Source organism: Allomesorhizobium aridi, assembly GCF_043769475.1.
In the GTDB taxonomy this organism is placed as follows: domain Bacteria; phylum Pseudomonadota; class Alphaproteobacteria; order Rhizobiales; family Rhizobiaceae; genus Allomesorhizobium.
On sequence record NZ_CP171729.1, the window covers coordinates 3,621,608 to 3,638,781 of the forward strand.

The 17,174-nt window shown below is 64.0% G+C and carries 15 protein-coding genes; 10 read left to right on the forward strand and 5 right to left on the reverse strand.

All coding sequences use genetic code 11. The annotated features are described in order from the left end of the window. Positions 1-41: 41 nt before the first annotated feature. Genes ACG873_RS19815 through uraH form a run of 5 tightly spaced genes read right to left on the reverse strand, consistent with a single transcriptional unit; the run spans position 42 to position 5,572 of the window. Positions 42-401: a hypothetical protein gene (locus tag ACG873_RS19815; RefSeq protein ID WP_394886939.1), complete on the reverse strand. Its 360-nt coding sequence runs from the start codon at positions 399-401 to the stop codon at positions 42-44. Continuing rightward, positions 398-1,366: a xanthine dehydrogenase accessory protein XdhC gene (xdhC, locus tag ACG873_RS19820; RefSeq protein WP_394886940.1), complete on the reverse strand. Its 969-nt coding sequence runs from the start codon at positions 1,364-1,366 to the stop codon at positions 398-400. Before xdhC ends, ACG873_RS19815 begins: the two co-directional genes overlap by 4 nt. Next, positions 1,363-3,711 carry a xanthine dehydrogenase molybdopterin binding subunit gene (gene xdhB / locus ACG873_RS19825; protein ID WP_394886942.1) on the reverse strand — a complete coding sequence of 783 codons (2,349 nt, stop codon included), beginning with the start codon at positions 3,709-3,711 and terminating at the stop codon, positions 1,363-1,365. The genes xdhC and xdhB overlap by 4 nt, the downstream gene beginning before the upstream one ends. Before the next feature lie 10 nt (positions 3,712-3,721). Then, a complete protein-coding gene (gene xdhA / locus ACG873_RS19830; RefSeq protein WP_394886943.1) occupies positions 3,722-5,203 on the reverse strand; it encodes a xanthine dehydrogenase small subunit in 1,482 nt (493 codons plus the stop codon). A 3-nt stretch (positions 5,204-5,206) separates the two neighbouring features. Continuing rightward, positions 5,207-5,572 (reverse strand): hydroxyisourate hydrolase, encoded by a 366-nt coding sequence (uraH, locus tag ACG873_RS19835; RefSeq protein ID WP_394886945.1) that lies wholly within the window; start codon positions 5,570-5,572, stop codon positions 5,207-5,209. 181 nt (positions 5,573-5,753) lie between these two features. On the opposite strand from uraH, the gene puuE reads away from it, so the two are divergent. From puuE to ACG873_RS19885, 10 genes are all read left to right on the forward strand, one after another. Continuing rightward, the gene (puuE, locus tag ACG873_RS19840; RefSeq protein ID WP_394886946.1) at positions 5,754-7,187 is read left to right on the forward strand and encodes an allantoinase PuuE; all 1,434 of its coding nucleotides are present in this window, start codon (positions 5,754-5,756) and stop codon (positions 7,185-7,187) included. Between the two features lie 17 nt (positions 7,188-7,204). After that, positions 7,205-7,897 (forward strand): glutathione S-transferase family protein, encoded by a 693-nt coding sequence (locus tag ACG873_RS19845; RefSeq protein WP_394886948.1) that lies wholly within the window; start codon positions 7,205-7,207, stop codon positions 7,895-7,897. A 10-nt stretch (positions 7,898-7,907) separates the two neighbouring features. Continuing rightward, positions 7,908-8,756, forward strand: a complete 849-nt coding sequence (locus ACG873_RS19850) for a bifunctional allantoicase/(S)-ureidoglycine aminohydrolase (RefSeq protein WP_394886949.1) — start codon at positions 7,908-7,910, stop codon at positions 8,754-8,756. 11 nt (positions 8,757-8,767) lie between these two features. Then, complete coding sequence (locus ACG873_RS19855) at positions 8,768-9,271, forward strand: ureidoglycolate lyase (RefSeq protein WP_394886951.1); 504 nt, start codon at positions 8,768-8,770, stop codon at positions 9,269-9,271. After that, positions 9,268-9,861 carry a nucleoside deaminase gene (locus ACG873_RS19860; protein ID WP_394886953.1) on the forward strand — a complete coding sequence of 198 codons (594 nt, stop codon included), beginning with the start codon at positions 9,268-9,270 and terminating at the stop codon, positions 9,859-9,861. The genes ACG873_RS19855 and ACG873_RS19860 overlap by 4 nt, the downstream gene beginning before the upstream one ends. A gap of 122 nt (positions 9,862-9,983) precedes the next feature. After that, the gene (locus tag ACG873_RS19865; protein ID WP_394886955.1) at positions 9,984-11,966 is read left to right on the forward strand and encodes a CocE/NonD family hydrolase; all 1,983 of its coding nucleotides are present in this window, start codon (positions 9,984-9,986) and stop codon (positions 11,964-11,966) included. Positions 11,967-12,118: 152 nt separating this feature from the next. Next, positions 12,119-13,702 carry an ABC transporter substrate-binding protein gene (locus ACG873_RS19870; protein ID WP_394886956.1) on the forward strand — a complete coding sequence of 528 codons (1,584 nt, stop codon included), beginning with the start codon at positions 12,119-12,121 and terminating at the stop codon, positions 13,700-13,702. A gap of 16 nt (positions 13,703-13,718) precedes the next feature. Further along, the gene (locus ACG873_RS19875) at positions 13,719-14,678 is read left to right on the forward strand and encodes an ABC transporter permease (RefSeq protein ID WP_394886957.1); all 960 of its coding nucleotides are present in this window, start codon (positions 13,719-13,721) and stop codon (positions 14,676-14,678) included. 7 nt (positions 14,679-14,685) lie between these two features. Beyond that, a complete protein-coding gene (locus tag ACG873_RS19880) occupies positions 14,686-15,510 on the forward strand; it encodes an ABC transporter permease (RefSeq protein WP_394886959.1) in 825 nt (274 codons plus the stop codon). After that, positions 15,510-17,171, forward strand: a complete 1,662-nt coding sequence (locus tag ACG873_RS19885) for an ABC transporter ATP-binding protein (RefSeq protein ID WP_394886961.1) — start codon at positions 15,510-15,512, stop codon at positions 17,169-17,171. The genes ACG873_RS19880 and ACG873_RS19885 overlap by 1 nt, the downstream gene beginning before the upstream one ends. The last annotated feature ends 3 nt before the right edge of the window (positions 17,172-17,174 follow it).

Sequence of the window (17,174 nt, forward strand, 5' to 3'; positions counted from 1 at the left end):
AAGCCAAAGGCGTCGATGAAAACTTCGTTCGAAGACGAAATTCAGACATAGCCCTTTTTTGCTTGATCGGCGACATGGCACTCGTGATGCACAAGACGAGTGTTTTCCGGCGTGTAGCCCAAACTGGCTTGTAAGCGGTCGAGTTCTGCGTATTTCGGAGGAAGATTTTGTGAACAGATAGGGCAAATTCCCTGCTGCTCGCGCAACTTCAGCACCTTTAACTTGTTCCGGTGGGCCGGTGTGCCGCGCTCGTCATGCGTTAGCTTAACCAGGAGTCGGCGACGATAGGCAAATAGCAGTTCACGATTATCGCCGGAGAGTTCTTGCAGACGATTCCGAATCACCTCCAGCAAAACATCTGCGTTTTCTCGTTGAAGGGGGCTCAAACGGAATTTTGTCATGAGGGGCCATGTTTCCCAGTCGATAGCGAGAGCGCCAGCGCCGTCATGATCTCCGCCGCGGCGAGCGCTGCGATCACGGCCGGGCGCTTGTCCTTCACTTGATCGCCGCCTATGGGCGAAACGAGGCGGGCAAAATCGGCTTCGCTGCCGCCGGCGGTCTTCAGGTACCAACTCCTGAACGTCGCCTTCTTCGTCTTCGAGCCGATCATGCCGACATAGGCGGCGTCCTCGCGCTTCAGCGCCTCGGCCACGATCAGGAAATCCAGCGCATGGTCGTGAGTGAGCACGACGAAGGCGGAACCGGCCGACGCGTCGCGGACCATTTCTTCGGGCACCGGGGTCAGCCGCGTCTCGACGCTTTCCGGCATGCCCTCCAGCGCATCCGCACGCGTTTCGACCACGATCACGCGCACCGGCAGCAGTGCGAAGGCCGCGGTCAGCGCATGGCCAACATGGCCGCCGCCGAAAAGATAGACATGGGGTAGCCTGGCGTCTTCGACCTCGGCTTGTTCGAGAAGCATGGATCGAACCGCCGCGTCTGCCAGCCTGATCGACACCTCGACCCGTCCACCGCAGCACTGGCCGATTTCGGGTCCGAGCGGGATGTCGAGGAGCAATCTTTCGCCGTCGCGCTGCCCCTCACCCGTACCCTCTCCCCGCGAGCGGGGAGAGGGGGGCGTCAACATTGGCGATCCTCCTCTCCCCGTCCTGAGCTTGTCGAAGGGCACGGGGAGAGGGTAAGGGTGAGGGGCAGCGCCTGCGCCCGCCAGCATGTCCCTCGCCTTGTCGATCGCCATGAATTCGAGCTGACCGCCGCCGATCGTGCCGAAAATCCTCTCCGGCGAGACCAGCATCCACGCGCCCTTCTCGCGCGGGGTCGAGCCTTTCGCCTCCGCCACCTCGACCAGCGCCGCTAATGGCGACGCGTCGAGGAAAGCCCGCAGGCTCTTGGCGGTGCCGCTCATCTGCGTGCCGCTTCGGCCCTCAGCCGCTCGACCGCCATCAGCACACGCTCGGGCGTCGCCGGCGTGTCGAGGCGCGGGCAGATCTTGTGGCCGGCGACACTCGCCACCGCGTCCGAAAGTGCATGCAGAACCGACATCGCCAGCATCAGGGGCGGCTCGCCCACCGCCTTGGAGCGATGAATCGTCGGCTCGCTGTTTTCCGGCCAGTCGGCAAGCGTCACGTTGAATATCTTCGGCCGGTCCGACGCCAGCGGTATCTTGTAGGTCGATGGCGCATGGGTCCTGAGCCGGCCCTTCTCGTCCCAGACAAGCTCCTCCGTCGTCAGCCAGCCCATGCCCTGGATAAAACCGCCTTCGATCTGGCCAAGGTCGATCGCGCGGTTCAGCGAACGTCCCGTCTCGTGCAGAATGTCGGTGCGTTCCACGACATATTCGCCGGTCAACGTGTCGATCGACACTTCCGACACCGACGCGCCGTAGGCAAAATAATAGAACGGGTGGCCCTGCCCCTTGTCGCGGTTCCAGTGGATTTTCGGCGTCTTGTAAAAACCCGCCGCCGAAAGCTGGATGCGCGCCATATAGGCCTGCTTGATAAGATCGGCGAAAGCGATCTGCTGGTTGCCGATGCGCACGCGGTTGGGCAGGAACTCTATCTGGTCGACCGGCACCGCATATTTCTCCGCCGCGAAATCGGCGAGCCGGTCGCGAATGATGCGGGCGGCGTTCTTCGCCGCCATGCCGTTGAGATCGGAGCCGGACGACGCGGCCGTCGCCGAGGTGTTGGGCACCTTGCCGGTCGTCGTCGCCGTGATCTTCACCTGGTCGATGTCGATCTGGAACTCTTCCGCCACCACCTGTGCGACCTTGACGTAGAGCCCCTGCCCCATCTCGGTGCCGCCATGGTTCAGGTGCACCGAGCCGTCGGTATAGACATGCACCAGAGCGCCGGCCTGGTTGAAATGGGTGGCGGTGAACGAGATGCCGAATTTTACCGGCGTCAGCGCCAGCCCGCGTTTTATGATCCGGCTGTTGGCGTTGAACGCATCGATGGTGCGCCGCCGCCGCGCATAGTCGGAACTCTCCTCCAGTTCCGACACGATGCGCTGGATGATGTTGTCCTCCAAAGTCTGGTGGTAGGGCGTGACGTTGCGCTCGCCGACCCCGTAGAAATTGGCCTTGCGGATTTCGAGCGGGTCTTTGCCTGTCGCGAACGCCACCTCGTCGATGACGCGCTCCGCGCCGACCATGCCCTGCGGTCCGCCGAAGCCGCGGAATGCGGTGTTGGAAACCGTGTTGGTATAGAGCGGAGCCGACACCGCCTTCACTGCCGGATAGAAATAGGCGTTGTCGCAGTGGAACAGCGCGCGGTCGGTGACCGGCCCAGAAAGGTCCGACGAAAACCCGCAGCGCGCCGCGTACGAAAAATCGACGCCGTGGATTTTTCCGTCGTCGTCGAAGCCGACTTCATAGTCGATCAGGAAGTCGTGACGCTTGCCGGTCGCGGTCATGTCGTCGTCGCGGTCCGGCCGGATCTTGACCGCGCGGCCCAGCCGCTTGGCCGCGATCGCCGCCAGTGCCGCAAATTGGTTCGACTGCGTTTCCTTGCCGCCGAAACCACCGCCCATCCGGCGGATTTCGACGGTCACTGCGTGCGAAGGCACGCCGAGTGCGTGGCTGACCATATGCTGCACTTCACTCGGATGCTGCGTCGAGGAATAGACGGTAACGTCGTCATCCTCGCCCGGCACGGCCATGGCGATGTGGCCCTCGAGATAAAAATGATCCTGCCCGCCGACCCGCATCTGGCCTTTCAGTCTGCGCGGCGCTTTGGCGATCGCCTCGGCGGTATCGCCGCGCGACAGCGTCAGCGGCGGCGTCACGAGCTTTGCGCCTTGCCGATCGACGTCGGCAACATCGATGATCGCCGGCAATTCGTCATATTCAATCTTCGCCAGCCGGCAGGCCCGCCGCGCCTCTTCCCGCGTCTCGGCGATCACCGCAAAGATCGGCTGGCCATGAAACTGCACCACGCCGTCGGCCAGCACCGGCTCGTCATGCCGGCCCGTCGGCGAAATGTCGTTCTCGCCGGGCACATCCCTGGCAGTCAGCACATCGACCACGCCGGGCGCCGAGCGAACCCCCGACAGGTCGATCGCACGGATTGCCCCATGCGCCACCGTCGATAGCCCGAGGCAGCCATGCAGCGTGCCGGCCGGCTCCGGCATGTCGTCGATGTAGATCGCCGAGCCATCAACATGCTTGTGCGCCGAATCATGCCGCTGGTCGGACGCGACGCCGCCCGAAATTTTCTCGGCCTTGAGGTCGATGATTTGATGCTTGGTCATCACCAGTTCCTCACGCCGCCTCATGCCTTGAGACCTGAACCGGCGCCGTCGTCCCGGTCGACTCCAGATAGAACCGCCTGAGCAAATTCTTCGCGACCAGCATCCGGTATTCGGCCGAAGCGCGCATGTCAGTCAGCGGCGTGAAATCCTTCTCGTAGGCATCGAGTGCCGCCTCGACCGTCGCCTCGCTCCACGGCCGTCCGCGCAACGCCGCCTCGACCGCCATCGCCCGCTTCGGCGTCGCCGCCATGCCGCCATAGGCGATGCGGATGTCCGAAACCGCGCCATTACCAGCCAGCGTCAGATGGAACGCACCGAGCACCGCCGTAATATCCTCGTCGCGCCGCTTGGTGATCTTGTGGACGGCGAAGTGCGCGCTCTCGGCCGGAACCGGCACATCCACTGCCTCGACGAACTCGCCCGGCTGGCGGTCCTGCTTGCCGTAGGCGACGAAGAAATCCTCCAGCGGCATCGTCCGGCGCTCATTGCCCTTGCGCAGCGTCAGCGTCGCGCCGAGCGCGATGAACGGCGGCGGCGTGTCGCCGATCGGCGAGCCGTTGGCGATATTGCCGCCGATCGTGCCCATATTGCGCACCTGCTCGCCGCCGATGCGGTCGAACAGCGGCCCGAGCGCCGGAATGCGCCGCGCCAGCGTCGAGAAGGCGTCCGTATAAGTCACGCCCGCGCCGATCGAAATGACGCCGTCGCGCTCCGAAATCGTCCGCAACTCGTCCAGCCCGCCGATGAACACGGCCGGTGAAATCTCGCGCATGAATTTCGTCACCCACAGCCCGACATCCGTCGAACCCGCGATGATAGTTGCCGTCGGCTCGCCTTCGAGTATCGCGGCAAAATCCCCGACATCCGCCGGCACGACCAGCCTGCCCTTGCCCTCGCCGATCTCGACCCGCGCACCATCCCTCAGCGCTGCTAGCTTTTTGCCGACTGCCGCGCGCTCCATTGCCAGCGGGTCCTTCGCCGCCTTGCCATAGCTCGATATCGCGCGCGCCGCCCGCACGATCGCCTCGTAGCCGGTGCAGCGGCAGAGATTGCCCTGCAACGCCTTCTCGATCGCTTCATCCGACGGCTCGGGGTTGCGCATCCACAGCGCATAGAGCGACATCACGAAGCCGGGCGTGCAGAAGCCACATTGCGAGCCGTGGAAGTCGACCATCGCCTGTTGCACAGGATGCAGCTTCCCGCCCTCGCCGCGCAGGTGCTCGATGGTGACGACATGGCAGCCGTCGACCGAGCCGAGGAAGCGGATGCAGGCATTGACGCTTTCGTAAGCGAGTTCGCCGCCGGCGAGCCGCCCGACCAGAACCGTGCAGGCGCCGCAATCGCCCTCCGCGCAGCCTTCCTTGCTGCCGCGCAGCGACCGGCGCAGCCGCAGATAATCGAGCAGCGTCTCGTCCGGCGAGACCTTGGAAAGCGCCACCGCCTCGCCGTTGAGCAGGAAGCGGATTTCGTTGCGCATTTTCACGGCGGCCATCCTTCAGCTCCCCCTGTAGGTCGAATAGCCGTAAGGCGAGATGAGCAGCGGAACATGGTAGTGCTTGTGCTCGGCCATGCCGAACCGGATGGGAACGATGTCGAGGAATGCCGGTTCCGGCAGCGCGATCCCCTGCCTACGCAGATAGTCGCCCGCCGCAAACACCAGCTCGTATTCGCCGGCCGTAAATTCCGCGCCCGCCAGAAGCGGCGCATCGCAGCGGCCGTCGCTGTTGGTGGAGACGGTCTTGAGCAGCGTCCGCTCCTCGCCCTCGATGCGGAACAGCGAAATGGACAGCCCCGCCGCCGGCTTTCCCGAAGCGGTGTCGAGCACATGCGTGGTCAGGCGTCCGCCTTCAGTTCCCGACATTCTGCCTCCCTCAAGACCGCCAAGCGCAAGCGGTCGATTGTGCGGCGATTAAATGCCATGCATAAGTCCGGGTGAAGCGGAACGCCACAAAAAGACTTTCAAAATTTTTCGGGGGAATGCCGGCCGATCCCGTCGACTATCTTGGATTGGCAGATCCGACAGGACTGGCGGCGAGGGATTGATGCGTTACCAGCGAGACATGCGCGGCTACGGGCAGAACCCGCCGGACCCGAAATGGCCGGGCGGCGCGCATGTCGCCGTGCAGTTCGTCGTCAATTACGAGGAAGGCGGCGAAAATTGCATCCTCCACGGCGACGCCGCCTCCGAAGCCTTCCTGTCCGAGATCGTCGGCGCAGCACCCTGGGCCGGCATGCGCCACTGGAACATGGAATCGATCTACGAATACGGCGCCCGCGCCGGCTTCTGGCGCCTGCACCGCATGTTCACCGAAGCCGAAGTTCCGGTCACCGTCTACGGCGTCGCCACCGCCCTTGCCCGCTCGCCCGACCAGGTTGCGGCCATGCAGGAAGCCGGCTGGGAAATCGCCTCGCACGGCCTGCGATGGATCGACTACCGCGACCACAAGATGGAGGACGAGCGCCGCGACCTGGAAGAGGCGATCCTGCTGCATGCCGAAGTCACCGGCGAACGCCCGAAGGGGCTTTATCTCGGCCGCACCTCGATCAATTCGGTGCGCCTGGCCGCGGCCGAGGGCGGCTTCGACTATGTGTCCGACACATATGACGACGAGCTTCCCTATTGGCTCGATCACGACGGCCATGGCGGCGCGATTTCGCCGCAGCTCATCATTCCGTACACGCTCGACGCCAACGACATGCGCTTCGCCACGCCGCAGGGCTTCAATTCGGGCGATCAGTTTTTTGCCTACCTCAAGGACAGTTTCGACACGCTATACGAGGAAGGCAAAGCGGGCCGGCCGCGCATGATGAATATCGGCCTGCACTGCCGGCTCGTCGGCCGCCCCGGCCGCGCGGCGGCGCTGAAGCGCTTTGTCGACTATGTGAAAGTCCACGACAAAGTCTGGCTGGCGCGGCGCATCGACATCGCCCGCCACTGGCGCGAGCATCATCCTTACCAAGCTCGGGCGCTGCGTCCCTCGCGGATGAGCAGGGAAGATTTCGTCGAGAAATTCGGCGGCGTCTTCGAGCACTCGCCCTGGGTCGCCGAGCGCGCCTTCAAACTGGAGCTCGGCCCCGCTCACGACAGCGCCGGCGGCCTGCACAACGCGCTCTGCCGCGTCTTTCGCTCCGCAACCAAGACCGAGCGCCTCGGCGTGCTGAAGGCCCACCCCGACCTTGCCGGCAAGCTGGCGGCCGCGAAAAGACTGACGGCCGAATCGACCAAGGAGCAGGCCTCCGCCGGGCTCGACGCGCTCACCGATGCCGAGCACGAGCTGTTTTCGAAGCTCAATTCGGCCTACGTCACCACCTTTGGTTTCCCCTTCATCATAGCCGTCAAGGGAAAAACCAAGGACGAGATCCTGGCGGCGTTCGAAACCCGCATCGGCAACGACCGCGCCGCCGAATTTGCCACCGCCTGCAAGGAGGTGGAACGCATCGCGCTCCTGCGCCTTGCCGACATCCTGCCCGATTGAACAAGGCGAGCCACCCAATGTACGATCTCTATATCGGCAACAAGAATTACTCCTCCTGGTCGCTCAGGCCCTGGGTTCTGATGAAGGCGCTCGGCATTCCCTTCTCCGAACACCTGATCCCCTTTCACGATCAGGACGCATGGTCGAAGTATCGCCTATTGTCCCCCAATGGGATGGTTCCCCTGCTTGGGGATGGGGACATCCTGGTCTGGGATTCCCTTTCCATCGCCGAGTATCTGGCCGAGCGCCATGAGGGCGTCTGGCCCAGCGACCCCGCAGCGCGGGCTTTCGCCCGCTCAGCCGCCGCCGAGATGCACTCCGGCTTTCCCGCCCTGCGCAATATCTGCGGCATGAATATCGGCGTTCGGATAAACCTTCACCAACAGCCGGACGCGCTGAAGGCCAATCTCGCCCGCCTTTCCGTGCTCTGGAACGACGGAATTAGCCGCTTCGGTGGTCCTTTCCTCGCCGGCCCTGATTTTTCCGCCGCGGATGCCTTCTTCTGCCCGGTCGCTTTTCGCGTCCAGACCTACGGTCTGGAACTGGACCGCTCCTCCGCCGCCTACGTGGCACGGTTGCTGGGCTTGCCCGCCATGCAGGAGTGGTATGGCGGCGGTCTGGCGGAGACATTCCGCGCCCGGCCGTACGAGCACGAGATTGATGCGGTCGGCACAGTCACCAAGGACCTGCGCGCACCGGCGAGCAATTAGGGAAACGAATATGACCGGCCGCACCTATTACGCGCCCCATGGCGGCCTGCCGCCGCAGACGGACCTCCTCACCGGCCGCGCCGTATTCACCGCGGCCTATGCCGTCATTCCGAAAGGCGTGATGAGCGACATCGTGACCAGTTGCCTGCCATTCTGGCAGCAGACCAGGGCGTGGGTGCTGTCGCGACCCTTGTCGGGCTTCGCCGAGACGTTTTCGCAATACATCATGGAAGTCGGACCCGGCGGCGGCAGTGATCGGCCCGAACCGGACACCGGCGCGGAAGCGGCCCTCTTCGTCGTGGAAGGCGAACTGACCGTTACGCTCGACGGCCGGAAGCAGGTTATGCGGCCCGGCGGCTTTGCCTTCATCCCGCCCGCAAGCCGATGGACCGTCCGCAACGAAGGCGCCGCGCCGGTCCGTTTCCACTGGATCCGCAAGGCCTACGACTCCGTCGAAGGCATCGAGATTCCCGAAGCCTTCTTCGCCGACGAGGCCGACATCGCGCCGGCCCCGATGCCGGGCACCGACGGCAAATGGGCGACGACGCGCTTCGTCGATCCGGCCGACATGCGCCACGACATGCATGTCACCATCGTCACCTTCGAGCCGGGCGCCGTGATCCCCTTCGCCGAAACGCATGTGATGGAGCACGGCCTCTACGTTCTGGAGGGCAAGGCGGTCTACCGCCTCAACCAGGACTGGGTCGAGGTGGAGGCCGGCGACTACATGTGGCTGCGCGCCTTCTGCCCGCAGGCCTGTTACGCTGGCGGCCCCGGCAAGTTCCGCTATCTCCTCTACAAGGACGTCAACCGCCACATGAAGCTCGGCGCATCGGGCGCCGCGAAACGCTTCGGATAGAGGTGTTCCAGGTGAAAAAAATCCTTGCAGGACCGCTGACCCGCGAGGCCTTCGCCGAGTTCGGCGATGTGCTCGACATGGAGGGCGACAACCACTACCCGATCAATGGCGGCAGGGCCGAACGCTACCACGATCTCGCCAGGGTGGAGGCCGAAGGGCCTAATGCTCGCGTGCTGATCTCGATCGTCAAAAGCGAGCCCTTCATGTTTCCGCTGCGGCTCGAAATGGTCGAGCGCCACCCCTTCGGCAGCCAAGCCTTCATGCCGCTCGCTCCCCGGCCGTTCGTGGTCGTGGTCTGCCATGACGGTGAAAACGGCCCCGGCACACCGCACGCCTTCGTCACCGAGCCCGGACAGGGCGTCAGCTATCCGCGCAATACCTGGCACGGCGTGCTCACCCCGATCGACGAGCCGCAGGAGTTCCTGGTGGTCGACCGCGGCGGCGACGGCTCCAATCTCGAGGAATACTTCTTCGACGAGCCGTGGGAAATCCACCTGCCCGGAATGACGCTTTGAGCGATGCGACCCTCATCGACCGCCTGCTCGACGTGATCGAGCACGACATCGTGCCCAGGACGGCCGAAGGCGTATCGCACGGCAACAAGCTGTTCGGCGCAGCGATCCTGCGGAAGGACGACCGCTCGCTGGTGCTCGCCGAGACCAACAACGAGATCGAGAATCCGCTCTGGCACGGCGAAATCCACGCGCTGAAGCGCTTCTACGAAATGCCGCGCGAGAAGCGGCCGGACACCAGGGATTGCATCTTCCTCGCCACCCACGAGCCCTGCTCGCTATGCCTTTCGGCGATCACCTGGACCGGCTTCGACAATTTTTACTACCTGTTCAGCCACGAGGATTCGCGAGACAGCTTCGCCATCCCGCACGACTTGAAAATCCTGAAAGAGGTCTTCACCCTCGATCCGGGCGGCTACAATGCCGAGAACGCCTACTGGAAAAGCTATTCAATCCGCAAAGTCGTCCGCGCTTTGCCTGAACCCGAGCGCACGCGGCTCGAAGCACGGATCACAAAAATTTCGGCGCGCTACGACGCCCTTTCGACCGAGTACCAGAACAGCAAGGTCGACAACGATATCCCGCTGAATTGAGGCACCAAGGCTCCGCAGCTGCGATTGCTCCTGCGGACGCAAATGCGATGGGGCAGGACGCTAATCCGCATTGAACTTACAGCCGTCTCCATGCCTGATGCCGCCCGTCAGGAGCTTTTGGAATGAAGACCATCACCACCTTCCCTCGCAAAACCGTCGAGCACCCAGACATCGGCATCATCATGCCGGACGGCTGCCGGCTTTCGGCTCGCGTCTGGATGCCTGAGGACGCCGGGAAGAACCCAGTCCCGGCGATCCTGGAGCATTTGCCTTATCGCAAGCGCGACGGCACGACCTATCGTGACTGCCTCACCCATCCCTGGTTCGCCGGCCACGGCTATGCCTGCATCCGCGTCGACATGCGCGGCAACGGCGATCTGCAAGGCCTGATGGAGGACGAATACACCGAACAGGAATTGCAGGACGCATGCGACGTGATCGCCTGGGCCGCTTCGCAGCCTTGGTGCAACGGCAATGTCGGCATGATGGGCATTTCCTGGGGTGGCTTCAATTCGCTTCAGGTCGCCGCGAAGCAGCCGCCGGCGTTGAAGGCGGTCATAAGCCTCTGCTCGACCGTCGACCGCTATGCCGACGACATCCACTACAAGGGCGGCTGCCTGCTCAACGAGAATTTCGGCTGGGCCTCGACCATGCTGTCCTATTCGTCGCGGCCACCGGACCCCGCGATCGTCGGCGAAAGCTGGCGTGAGATGTGGCTGGAGAGGCTCGAGAACCAGCCCTTCCTGCTGAAGACATGGCTCGCCCATCAGGCCCGCGACGCCTACTGGAAGCGCGGTTCGGTCTGCGAGGATTTTGCCGCGATCCAGGCAGCCGTGCTGTCGATCGGCGGCTGGCACGACGGCTACCGCAACACGGTCGCGAACCTGGTCGAGGGCGTGAAAGCGCCGGTCAAGGGCGTCATCGGCCCATGGATCCACAAATACCCGCATTATGCCGCGCCGGAGCCCCGTATCGGTTTCCTGCAGGAGGCGCTGCGCTGGTGGGATCGCTGGCTGAAGGGCGTCGACACCGGGGTCGAGAACGATCCGGCCTACCGGGCCTGGCTCATGGACAGCGTGCGGCCGGCGCGCTGGCACGACGCCCGCCCGGGCCGTTGGATCGCTGAGGCGGCATGGCCTTCGCCGCGGATCGCCACGCGTGCGATCGACCTGCTCGACAGGGGCGCCGAACCCGTAATCGTGGGTTCGCGGCAGGATTGCGGCCTCGAAGGCGGAGAGTATTTTCCATTCACCTTCGGTCCCGAATTGCCGGGCGACCAGCGCGGCGACGACGCGCTGTCGGTCTGCTTCGACCTGCCGCCGCTGACTGAGCCGATCGACGTCGTCGGCGCAGCGCAACTCGAGATCGCGGTTCGCGCCGACCGGCCGCAGGCAAACATCGCAGTCAGGCTCTGCGATGTGCATCCCGACGGGGCGTCGGAACTGATTTCCTACGGCCTGCTCAACCTGACGCACCATGCCTCGCACGAGTGCCCGCAAGCCTTGGTCCCGGGAGCGGAAATATCCGCCACCGTCCTGCTTGATCAAGCCGCCTATCGCGTCCCGGTGGGACACCGGCTGCGCGTGGCGATCTCCACCGCCTATTGGCCGATGATCTGGCCGTCGCCGGAACCCGTCGCGCTGACACTGAGTTCGGCAAGGCTGATGCTTCCCGTGCGGCCGCTCGCTACAGGCGACGAAACCTCGTTTCAGCCGCCGGAAGCGGCGGCACCCTGGCGCACCGAGCAACTGCGGCCGGCGAATTCCGAGCGGCATCTCGGCCGCGACCAAAAGACCGGCATCGTCACGCTAGCGATCGTCGACGATTCAGGCGAAGTCCGCGATCTCGATCACGGTCTCACGACCGGCGGTATAGCCCGCGAAACCTGGACGATAGGTCCCGACGATCCCCTCTCGGCGCGCGGCGAGACGCACTGGACCGCCACCTTGTCGCGAAATGAATGGTCGGTGCGGACCGAGACTTTCACCGCGATCCGCTCCGATCGCGAAAATTTCCATCTGACCGCACGCATCGAGGCCTATGAAGGCGAAAAGCTGATCTTCGAGCGCGATTTCGAGGAAAAAATCCGCCGCGATCACGTCTGAGCGCCTGACATGGTTGGTCCAGACGCGACATGCCATTTACGCCACGTCATGTCGCATTCTGCCTTGCGCCCGCCTTGGTGTTGCGGCCAATATTCAACTCACAAAAATACAAAAAATGATGTCGGCAAAACCGCCTGAGTGAGGAACCATAAATGTCTAACGAACTTGATTTCCTGAGCCGCCATGTCGTCGCCGGCAAGCTGAACCGCCGCGACTTCCTCAGCCGCGCCGCCGCGCTTGGCGTCTCGGCTACATTCGCCAATTCGCTGCTCGCCGGCGCCGCTCGCGCCCAGGGCCCGGTCAAGGGCGGCATCCTTCGCGCCGGCATGCAGGGCGGCGCCGCCACCGACAGTCTCGACCCCGCGACCTGGTCGAGCCAGGTTCCCTATTTCTTCGGCCGCCAGTGGGCCGAGCAGCTAGTGCAGATATCCGCCGACGGCGTGGTGCAACCGGCGCTCGCCGAGGAATGGGGCGCTTCCGACGACGCCAAAGTCTGGACCTTCAAGATCCGCAAGGGCGTACAGTTCCACAACGGCAAGGAGATGACGCCGGCCGACGTCGTCGCGACGATGGAGCGTCACTCCGACGAGAATTCGAAGTCCGGCGCGCTCGGCATCATGGGCGGCATCGACAGCGTCAAGGCCGACGGCGACACCGTCGTTTTCTCGCTCAAGGACGCCAATGCCGACCTGCCCTTCCTGCTGGATGACTACCACCTGATGATCCAGCCCAATGGCGGCAAGGACAACCCGGCCGAAGGCATCGGCACCGGCCCCTATAAGATCACCGTCAACGAGGCGGGCGTGCGCCATGGCGGCGAAAAGTTCGCCAATTACTGGCGCGACGACCGCGGCTTCGCCGACCAGATCGAGATCATCGTCATCAACGACGCGACGGCGCGCACTTCCGCCCTCCAGGGCGGGCAGGTCGACATAATCAACCGCGTCGAACCCAAGATCGTCGAACTGATCAAGCGCGTACCCGGCGTAACGATCCAGAACGTCGCCGGCCGTGGTCATTACGTGTTCATCATGCACTGCAACACCGCGCCGTTCGACAACAACGACCTGCGGCTGGCGCTGAAGTACGCCCTCGATCGCGAAGAGTTGGTCCAGAAGATTTTGCAGGGCTACGGCTCGGTCGGCAACGACACGCCGATCAACAAGGTCTACCCGCTCTTCACCGAAATGGAGCAGCGCACATACGATCCCGAAAAGGCCGCCTTCCATTACAAGAAGTCCGGCCATTCCGGTCCGGTTCTGCTGCGCACGTCGGACGTGGCCTTCCCGGGCGCCGTCGACGCCACCCAGCTCTATCAGCAGAGCGCCGCCAAGGCCGGCATAACCATCGAGGTGAAGCGCGAGCCCGGCGACGGCTATTGGTCCGAAGTCTGGAACAAGCAGCCCTTCTCGGCCTCCTACTGGGGCGGGCGGCCGACGCAGGACCAGATGTATTCCACCGCCTACTATTCCAAGGCGAACTGGAACGACACGCGCTTCTTCCGCGAGGATTTTGACAAGATGCTGCTCCAGGCGCGCGCCGAACTGGACGCCGAGAAGCGCAAGAAGATCTACGCCGACATGGGCATGATCGTGCGCGACGAGGGCGGCGTGATCACGCCGATGTTCAACGACTTCATCGACGCGACCAGCGCCAAGGTCGGCGGCTGGAGCCCGGACGGCAACCAGGAGATGATGGGCGGCTACGCCCTGTCCAAGTGCTGGCTCGTGGCCTGAGCCCGACCTTGCGCTCATGTCGTCACCCATCGTGAAGCTCGTGGCCCAGCGCATCGCGCTGGGCCTGCTCCTCCTTCTGGCCGTCTCGGTCCTTATCTTCGCCGGCACCCAGATCCTGCCCGGCGACGTTGCGCAGTCGATCCTCGGCCAGTCGGCGACGCCCGAGGCGCTCGCCAATCTGCGCGAGGAGATGGGGCTCAACGACCCCGCCTATATCCGCTACTTCAGGTGGCTGGGCGGCGTCGTCACCGGCGATCTCGGCACGGCGCTGTCGAGCGGTCAGGATATCGCCACTTCCATCGGCGGGCGGCTGTGGAACACGCTGTTTCTTGCCTTCTGGGCAGCGGTCGTGTCCGTGCCGTTGGCGATCATCCTAGGCCTGCTCGCCGTCCGCTACCGCAACGGCTTCGTCGACAAGCTGATCTCCGGCATGGCGCTGGCCTCCACCTCGCTGCCCGAATTCTTCATCGGCTATCTGCTGGTCTATTTCTTCGCGGTGAAGTTCCAGTGGTTCCCCGGCATCTCCACCGTCTATGACGGCATGCCCTTTCTGGATCGCATGCAGGCGATCGCCCTGCCGGCCACGGCGCTGACCCTCGTCGTTCTCGCCCACATGATGCGCATGACGCGCGCCGCCATCCTCAACGTCATGCAGTCCGCCTATGTCGAGACCGCCGAACTGAAGGGGCTGTCGGCCTTCGACGTGATCCGCAGGCATGCCTTCCCCAACGCAATCGCTCCGATCATCAACGTCGTCATGCTCAACCTCGCCTTCCTCATCGTCGGCGTGGTCGTGGTCGAGGTGATCTTCGTCTATCCGGGCATGGGCCAGTATCTCGTCGACCACGTCGCCAAGCGCGACGTGCCGGTGGTGCAGGCAGTCGGCCTTATCTTCGCTGCGGTCTATATCGGTTTGAACATCGTCGCCGACATCGGCGCGATCGTGGCCAATCCGCGGCTCAGGCATCCGAAGTGAGGCCGGCATGCTGGATCTGAAGAGAATACCCGCCGGCGCCTGGCTGGGCCTGGTCTTCACCACGCTGTTCATGGTCGCGGCGGTCTTCGCGCCGTGGATAGCGCCCTACGGGCTCGGCGAGATCGTCGGCAATGTTTGGGAACCGGCATCGGCGCAATACTGGCTCGGCACCGACAATCTCGGCCGCGATCTGCTGTCGCGCCTGATCTACGGCGCCCGCACCACCATCCTGATCGCCGTCCTGGCCACGGCCTTGTCCTTCACGCTCGGTTCCGTCCTCGGCTTCACAGCAGCCGTTGTCGGCGGCTGGTTCGACACGCTGATGTCGCGCTTCGTCGACCTGCTGATGGCCATCCCGACGCTGATCTTCGCCCTCGTCGTGCTTTCCGTCCTGCCTTCGACGCTGGTGACGCTCATCCTGGTCATGGGCATTCTCGATGCGACCCGCGTCTATCGGCTGTCGCGCGCGGTGGCTGTCGACATCAACGTCATGGATTTCGTCGAGGCAGCAAAGCTGCGCGGCGAAGGCTCGGCGTGGATCATCTTTCGCGAGATCCTGCCCAATGCCCTGTCGCCGCTGGTTTCGGAACTGGGCCTGCGCTTCATCTATGCCGTGCTGTTCCTTTCGGCGCTGTCCTTCCTCGGGCTAGGCGTGCAGCCGCCGCAGGCCGACTGGGGCGGCATGGTCAAGGAAAACAAGGACGGCATCGTCTTCGGCATACCGGCGGCGCTGATCCCGGCCGCCGCGATCGCAGCGCTGGCGATCTCCGTCAACCTGGTCGCCGACTGGGTGCTCAACCGCACCACCAGCCTCAAGGGAGGGCGCGGCTAATGGCCAAGGCTGGAATGCAGGCGAAGCCGGAAATCCTGCTCGACATCCGCAACCTTCGGATCGAGGCGAGGGTGTTTCCGCCGGGCGAAGCGCCCCGCGACATCACGCTCGTCGATGACGTGTCGCTGACGCTGAAGCGCGGCAAGGTGCTTGGCCTGATCGGCGAATCCGGCGCCGGCAAGTCGACCATCGGCCTGTCCTCGATGGGCTATGGCCGCGGCGGCTGCCGCATCACCGGCGGCGAGGTGATCCTCAATGGCCGCGACATCCTGAAATCCGGCAAATCCGGCATCCGCAAGCTGCGCGGCCGCGAGGTCTGCTATGTCGCGCAATCGGCGGCGGCGGCATTCAATCCGGCGCACCGGCTCATGGACCAGGTCGTCGAGGCAGCGCTTCTGCACGGCACGGCGACGAGAGCCGAGGCCGAAAGGCGCGCGGTTGCCCTGTTCAGAAAGCTCAGCCTTCCCGACCCCGAAAACATCGGCAGGCGTTTTCCGCACCAGGTCTCGGGCGGCCAGTTGCAACGCGTCATGACCGCCATGGCGCTATGCTCCGAGCCCGATTTGATCGTCTTCGACGAGCCGACCACCGCGCTCGACGTGACGACGCAGATAGACGTGCTCGCGGCCATCAAGGACGCGATCCGCGATACAGGGGTCGCGGCGCTCTACATCACCCACGACCTCGCCGTGGTGGCGCAGGTTGCCGACGAGATCATGGTGCTGCGCCACGGCAAGCTGGTGGAATGGGGCGGCACGCACCAGATCATCAAGGAGCCGCGGCAGGATTACACCAATGCGCTGGTGTCGGTGCACGAGATCGAGCACCGGGAGAAGAAGCCCGGCACGGCGCCTTTTCTTTCCGTGAAGAACGTGACAGCCGCCTATGGAGGCGGCACGGTCAAGGTGCTGAAGAATGTCAGCGTCGACATCTTCCCGGGCCAGACGCTCGCCGTCGTCGGCGAATCCGGCTCCGGCAAATCGACGCTGGCGCGGGCGGTCACCGGCCTTTTGCCGCCGTCGGAAGGCAGCGTCACCTTCTCCGGGCGCACGCTCGCCAACCGCCTGGCCGACCGCACGAAGGAAGACCTGCGGCAATTGCAGATGATCTACCAGATGGCGGACGTCGCCATGAACCCGCGCCAGACAGTCGGCGCCATCATCGGCCGGCCGCTGGAATTCTATTTCGATCTGCGTGGAAAACGGCGTGATCTTCGCGTGGCCGAACTCCTCGAAAAGATCGAGATGGGCAAGGGCTTCATCGACCGCTATCCGGCCGAACTGTCCGGCGGCCAGAAGCAGCGCGTCTGCATCGCCCGCGCGCTCGCCGCCAAGCCCAAGCTGATCATCTGCGACGAGGTGACGAGCGCCCTCGATCCGCTGGTCGCCAACGGCATCCTCAAGCTTCTGCTCGACCTGCAGCAGGAGGAAGATGTCGCCTATTTGTTCATCACCCACGACCTGGCGACCGTCAAATCCATCGCCGATTCTATCGCGGTCATGTATCGCGGCGAGGTCGTGCGCTACGGCCCGAAATCCGAAGTCCTGAAACCGCCCTTCGACGCCTATACCGACCTGCTCCTGTCATCGGTTCCCGAAATGGAGATCGGCTGGCTGGAGAAGGCGATCAAGGGCCGGCGCATGGAAAGCGCGGGGAATTAGTTC